1 protein-coding gene is annotated in these 270 nt (G+C 63.0%); it reads left to right on the forward strand.

What is annotated here, in order from left to right; genetic code table 11:
• Positions 1–270 (forward strand): hypothetical protein (locus QMX96_RS26960; protein WP_282362742.1); only part of this gene is annotated, 270 nt, incomplete at both ends.

Raw genomic sequence — 270 nt, forward strand, 5'->3', positions numbered from 1 at the left:
TCTGTTGGGCATGACGGTCGATCAGCATGAACTGCTGGCCTACGAGCGCGATGACCTGCACCGCGAGGTTGTGCGGCATCAGGGCAACAGGTTGAGCCAGACTCAGGCGTGGGACCCGGCGGGGCGCTTGCAGGAACAGCTGTTGGGCAGCCAGGACGGCAAATCGACCCTGCTCAAGCGTGAGTATCAGTACGACGCGGTAGGCCAGCTGACCGACATCCACGACACCCGTCGTGGTCATCTGGCCTACCAGTACGACCCGATTGGCCG

Origin of the sequence: Pseudomonas sp. PS01300, assembly GCF_029960155.1 — a bacterium.
Taxonomy (GTDB): Bacteria; Pseudomonadota; Gammaproteobacteria; order Pseudomonadales; family Pseudomonadaceae; genus Aquipseudomonas; species Aquipseudomonas palmensis.